This window comes from Acinetobacter sp. V2 (genome assembly GCF_001188385.1).
Classification (GTDB): Bacteria; Pseudomonadota; Gammaproteobacteria; order Pseudomonadales; family Moraxellaceae; genus Acinetobacter; species Acinetobacter oleivorans.
In genome coordinates this window covers 1,078,610-1,084,670 of sequence record NZ_JZFB01000001.1, presented here as the reverse complement: position 1 = coordinate 1,084,670, position 6,061 = coordinate 1,078,610, and the positions used below count along the sequence as shown (strand labels likewise).

Below are 6,061 nucleotides of genomic sequence, written 5' to 3'. Positions count from 1 at the left end.
AATTGCCGCCATATTTAAGGCAATAAAAGGCTTCGCACGGCGTGGTGAGTGCTTGTGTAAAGCATGCGCAACTAATTCTTTACCTGTACCAGATTCACCATTAATTAAAACAGTAATATGAGATTGAGATAAACGACCAATAGCGCGGAAAACCTCCTGCATGGCAGGAGATTCACCAATAATTTCTGTTGATTGAAGTGGTGAAGCTGTTTTTGTAGCTTCTTGTTGTTGTAGTTTATTGATATGCAGAATTGCACGATTGACTAAAGCTAAAGCTTCATCAATATCAAAAGGTTTTGGTAAATACTCAAATGCACCTGTTTGATAACTTGATACAGCAGACTCTAAGTCAGAATGTGCTGTCATGATAATGACAGGTAAATCCGGATGAGTGTTTTTGACTTTAGATAAAAAAGTTAAACCATCAATTCCAGGCATTCGAATGTCAGTTAAGATGACATCGGGAGCATCATGATGCAAACGTTCAAGCGCAGTTTGAGCTTCCTCAAAATTGGTAACGTCAAAGCCTTCTTCTTTAAAGGTCTTTTCCAATACCCATCGCATGGCGCGATCATCATCAATAACCCATATTTTATTTCGCGACACGGTCTGACTCCCAAGGTAAATATAAGCTAAAAATAGTTTTTCCAGGAACAGATTGGCATTCAATCATTCCGTTATGTTGATGCATAATATTCTGTGCAATACTTAGGCCAAGCCCAGTACCTTTTGCTCGTCCAGTAACCAATGGGTAAAATACGGACTCTAAAATACTCTCAGGTATACCTGGCCCATTGTCTTCAATATCAACCCGCACGGTAGATCGATTCAGCACACCATTAATTGTGACAAGTCGTTGTATGCGAGTACGTAGAATTAGCTCTGGTTCATGATCGATAAAGAATGCTTTATTCTCTGTTATAGCCTGAATTGCATTTACACTAATGTTGAGCATGACTTGGATTAACTGATCACGATCGGCATTCACATCAGGTAAAGACAAATCATAGTCACGTATAATTTTAATTTTTTTCTTTGTCTGGTTTGCAATGAGAGAGCGTACTCTTTCTAAAGGTTCGTGTACGTTAACATTTTCATAGCTTGGCAATTGTCTGGAACCTAACATGGTGTCAGCCAAGTTAGTTAAACGATCCACTTCATTAATGATGACATCGGTGAATTCAGCATAAGTCTTATCATTTAAACTGCGAGCGAGTAGCTGGGTTGCTCCCCGAATACCTGCAAGTGGGTTTTTAATTTCATGCGCAACGCCACGCACAAGCTGCCTAGCGACCTGATGTTGTTGAACAAGATTCTCTTCCTTTGAAATCTTTAACATGCGGTCAATTGGGTTGAGCTCAATCAACAATAATGGATGATAGCTTTTAGCAGCATTTAATTGTGAAACTGTGTAATCCACATGTAGGTCTTTAAAGTTGACATTAATGACAGCTTCTCGACGCGTATAAGGTTGTCCGGTTTTTATGGTGTTTAATAAAGCTTCATGTGTATTAAAAGTATCATCTGGCGCATGAAGTAAATTTAAAACAGGCTGTCCTGAAGCGCGGAGCAAACTAATGTCAAATAGTGCTTCACAGGCTGAATTTAAATAAAAAATATTCAAGTTACTATCGATTAATAAAATCGCAGTAGTTAAATTGTCTACCAATAGGCGATAGTCGATAGGGTTGTGTTGATCCATTAGCGAATCGTTCCTGTCTTAAAATAGCGCAATGGCATCTTCATTGGTTATCGGATTTTCACCGTTATAGAACATGAACGATGCAAAATATACGCCAACTTTGTTTATGGGTTATTTTAAAGTTTTAAGGTACTTAAAAACGCGCTGAAATCGTTCTTTATATCTTTTGATCAAAACAAATAGCTTTAGTCTAGATAATAACATGATCTAAATTGGTGCAAAGGTGAGTTTTGGTGCAAATGTTGGTTGTATTTTGGTGCATTACACAAAGAGTAGGCTTTCCACCTATGCTTGAGACAAGAAAAGACATACAATACGCGCATTCAAGTGGAGCGCAGATTCATGAAGACCCCCAAAGTCGGTTTTGTTTCTTTAGGTTGTCCTAAGGCATTGGTAGATTCTGAACGAATTTTAACTCAGTTAAAGACTGAAGGTTATCAAGTTGCATCAGATTATGATGGTGCTGATTTAGTAGTTGTTAATACCTGTGGTTTTATTGAATCTGCGGTACAAGAGTCGCTAGATGCAATTGGCGAGGCCATGAGTGAAAATGGTCGAGTAATCGTTACAGGATGCTTAGGTAAAGACGAAGATAAAATTCGTCAAATGCATCCGAACGTTTTAAAGGTTACTGGTGCGGCAGCTTATCAAGATGTTATGGAAGCTGTACATGAATATGTACCAGCACCACCTAAACATAATCCGTTTATTGATTTAGTTCCTGAACAGGGAATTCGCTTAACACCAAAGCATTATGCCTACTTAAAAATATCTGAAGGATGCAACCATCGTTGTACCTTCTGTATTATCCCAAGTATGCGTGGTGACTTGGTTTCTCGTCCAGTTGGTAGTGTATTGGAAGAAGCTGCGGCTCTTAAAAGAGCGGGTGTTAAAGAAATCTTGGTTATTTCTCAAGATACATCAGCTTATGGCGTAGACACCAAGTACAAACTTGACTTCTGGAATGGTCAGCCTGTTAAGACAAAATTCTTCGATATGTGTGAAGCACTAGGCCAATTGGGCATTTGGGTGCGTCTACACTATGTATACCCATATCCACATGTTGATGCAGTTATTGATTTAATGGCTCAGGGAAAAATCCTGCCATATCTTGATATTCCTTTCCAACATGCAAGCCCACGCGTTCTTAAATTAATGAAGCGTCCGGCACATAGTGAAAATACACTAGAAAAAATTAAGTTATGGCGTGAAAAATGTCCTGATCTTGTGATCCGTTCTACTTTTGTGGTTGGTTTTCCAGGCGAAACTGAAGAAGACTTCCAGATTTTGTTAGATTGGTTAGTTGAAGCTCAACTTGATCGCGTAGGCTGCTTTACCTATTCACCAGTAGAAGGCGCTACGGCAAATGATTTACCCGATCATGTGCCAGAAGAAATTAAGCAAGAGCGTTACGAGCGCTTTATGCAAGTGCAGCAGCAAATATCTGCTGCCAAATTACAAAAACGTATTGGTCAAACGATGACTGTATTAGTCGATGGTTTAGAAGACGAATATCCTGTTGCCGTTGCACGTTCTTATGCCGATGCTCCGGAAATTGACGGTAATGTGTTTGTAGAAGATATCGATAAGAGCACTATTCAACCGGGCGATATATTGGAAGTCGAAATTACCGATGCAGATGAATACGATTTATTTGCAAAGTTAATTAAAATTAAATCGGTTTAATCGAAATATATTTAAAGAGCATTCAGTTTAAGAGGTTTTGGAGCAAAGTCATGGCGGAAACAATTAGCCCACGTTATTCACGTATTCTATTAAAATTATCTGGTGAGGCATTGTCAGGTAATAAAGATATGGGTATTGATGCCCAAGTTTTAGATCATATGTCACTTTCAATTGCGCACTTGGTTGGTTTAGGTGTGCAAGTGGGTATCGTTGTGGGTGGCGGTAATTTGTACCGTGGTAGTCAGTTGCAAAAAGATGGCTTGGTTGGTCGTGTAACAGGCGATCAAATGGGTATGCTTGCAACTGTGATGAATGGCTTAGCTATGCGTGATGCTCTAGTTCGTCGTAATATCAGAACTCGTCTTATGTCTGCATTACCAATTGGTACAGTGGTAGAGTCTTATTCAAGTCGTGATGCGATTCGTCATTTGAGTCAAGGTGAAGTTTGTGTTTTCGTTGCGGGTACAGGAAATCCATTTTTCACGACGGATACAGCAGCATGTTTACGCGGTATTGAAATTGAAGCGAATTTGATTTTAAAAGCGACTAAAGTTGATGGCGTTTATAATAAAGATCCAAGTAAATATGATGATGCTGTTAAATACGATCATTTAACTTTTGACCAAGTATTAGATGAAAAGCTTGGTGTTATGGATTTGACTGCTATTTGTTTGTGTCGTGACCATAATGTGCCATTGCAAGTTTTTGATATGAATAAATCAGGTGCGTTATTGTCAGTAGTAATGGGTGAAAAAGAAGGAACGCGCGTTACTAAGTAATGTACGTGTTACCGAAAGCTCTTTATACTAGCGCTAAATTAAATTTGTTAAATATATCTTTGAATAAATAAGTAAGGTAGATCATATGATTAACGATCTGAAAAAAGACAGCGAACAGCGTATGTTAAAAACTCTAGAGTCTTTAGAACTCGGGTTTGCTAAAGTTCGTACCGGCCGTGCACACCCATCAATCTTAAATGGTGTGATGGTTCCTTACTACGGTTCTGATGTGCCATTAAATCAAGTAGCAAACGTGGGTATTGAAGACTCTCGTACACTTATTGTTCAGCCATTTGAGCGTACAATGGTTTCAGCTATTGATAAGGCAATCCGTGAAAGTGATCTTGGTTTAAACCCGATTACAGCAGATGCAATTCGTGTACCTTTACCAGCATTAACTGAAGAAACACGTCGTGATATGCAAAAAGTTGCGCGTAATGAAGCTGAAAATGCAAAAGTTGCGATTCGCAATATTCGTCGTGATGTTTTAGGTGATATCAAAGCATTATTGAAGGAAAAAGAAATTTCTGAAGATGATGAGCGCCGTGCAGGTGATGATATTCAGAAAATTACTGACAAATATGTTGCAGAAGTAGACAAGCGTCTTGCAGCGAAAGAAGCAGAATTGATGAAGGTCTAATTTTTATGACCGATTCTGAAGAGTATCATCTTCCCAAGCATGTTGCCATCATTATGGATGGCAACAACCGCTTTGCAAAAAAAAATCAAATGCAAAAAGGTGATGGGCATCGGGAAGGTAAAAATGTTCTTGATCCTATCGTTGAATATTGTAAAAAAACTGGTATTCGTGCTTTAACTGTTTTTGCATTTTCAAGTGAAAATTGGAATCGACCGCAGTATGAAGTCGATCTGCTCATGAAGCTTCTGGAAGAAAGTATTCATGAGCAAATACCTCGCATGAAGAAATTTAATATTGCTTTGCGTTTTATCGGTGATCGTTCTCGATTATCCTCACACTTAGTTGCCTTAATGGAAGATGCAGAGCAACAGACAGCACACCATGACACTATGACCTTAACCATTGCAATAAGCTATGGTGGGATGTGGGACATTGCTAATGCAGCAAAACAAGTTGCAGAGGCTGTTTCCCGTGGTGAATTTAGTGCTGATCAAATAAATGTTGATTTGTTCGAAAAATATGTCAGTCTAAACGATCTGCCGGCTGTAGACTTGTTAATCCGCACAGGCGGAGATTATCGCATATCTAATTTCTTGTTGTGGCAAGCAGCTTATGCGGAACTGTATTTTACCGAAGCGTTATGGCCAGAATTTACAGTAAAAGAGTTCGATCATGCATTGAATGTTTTTTCAGGGCGTGAACGTCGTTTTGGCAAAACATCTGAACAAATTCAGCAAGAGAAAATAGAGAATTTATAATGTTAGAGCGGATTGTTACCGCATTGGTACTTGTTGCAGTTGTTTTAGGCTGTATGTTTGCTACGCAATCACATTATCCAATGTTGGTTCTTATGATTGTTGCAGCAGGGGTAGCGGGGTATGAGTGGTATAAATTAATGCCTCGCGAAACTGCAAATGCTGTAAAACCTAAAGCTTGGTGTTACGGTCTGCTTGTTGCATTTGTTTCAGGTGTCGCCCTATTTTTCCATGATATTGCATTACTTTTGTGGTCTGCTTCAATTTTGACTTGGATTGTCAGTGTATATTGGGTTAAGTCATTTCCTGAATTTGATGGTTGGTATAATGCAACCTTGTATGTGATTGGCATAATCTTAGTCTGCGCTGCGGTAACATCAATTTTTGTAGTATGGCAAAGTTCACCATGGTGGTTAATGTATCTGTTCTTGCTCGTATGGGGTGCGGATAGTGGTGCTTACTTTGTTGGTCGTAAATTTGGAAAAAGAAAACTAGCTCC

General features: G+C 39.0%; 7 protein-coding genes. 5 read left to right on the top strand and 2 right to left on the bottom strand.

The features are described from left to right. Positions 1-606: response regulator (locus UC75_RS20245; RefSeq protein ID WP_228137094.1), on the bottom strand; the 606-nt coding region annotated here is incomplete at its 3' end. Next, a complete protein-coding gene (gene glnL, locus UC75_RS04930) occupies positions 593-1,702 on the bottom strand; it encodes a nitrogen regulation protein NR(II) (RefSeq protein WP_049836890.1) in 1,110 nt (369 codons plus the stop codon). The genes glnL and UC75_RS20245, both read right to left, overlap by 14 nt. Before the next feature lie 342 nt (positions 1,703-2,044). On the opposite strand from glnL, the gene rimO reads away from it, so the two are divergent. The 5 genes from rimO to UC75_RS20240 form a co-directional block, all read left to right on the top strand. After that, positions 2,045-3,388 carry a 30S ribosomal protein S12 methylthiotransferase RimO gene (gene rimO, locus UC75_RS04925; protein ID WP_004791849.1) on the top strand — a complete coding sequence of 448 codons (1,344 nt, stop codon included), beginning with the start codon at positions 2,045-2,047 and terminating at the stop codon, positions 3,386-3,388. Between the two features lie 50 nt (positions 3,389-3,438). Further along, on the top strand, positions 3,439-4,167 hold the full coding sequence (gene pyrH, locus UC75_RS04920) for a UMP kinase (RefSeq protein WP_004791851.1): 729 nt from the start codon (positions 3,439-3,441) through the stop codon (positions 4,165-4,167). 85 nt (positions 4,168-4,252) lie between these two features. Beyond that, entirely contained in the window at positions 4,253-4,807 is a 555-nt protein-coding gene (gene frr, locus UC75_RS04915; RefSeq protein ID WP_004791853.1) for a ribosome recycling factor, read from the top strand. 5 nt (positions 4,808-4,812) lie between these two features. Continuing rightward, positions 4,813-5,565, top strand: coding sequence for a polyprenyl diphosphate synthase (gene uppS, locus UC75_RS04910; protein WP_049836889.1), 753 nt, complete (start codon positions 4,813-4,815; stop codon positions 5,563-5,565). Then, positions 5,565-6,061 (top strand): phosphatidate cytidylyltransferase (locus UC75_RS20240; protein WP_228137092.1); only part of this gene is annotated, 497 nt, incomplete at its 3' end. The genes uppS and UC75_RS20240, both read left to right, overlap by 1 nt.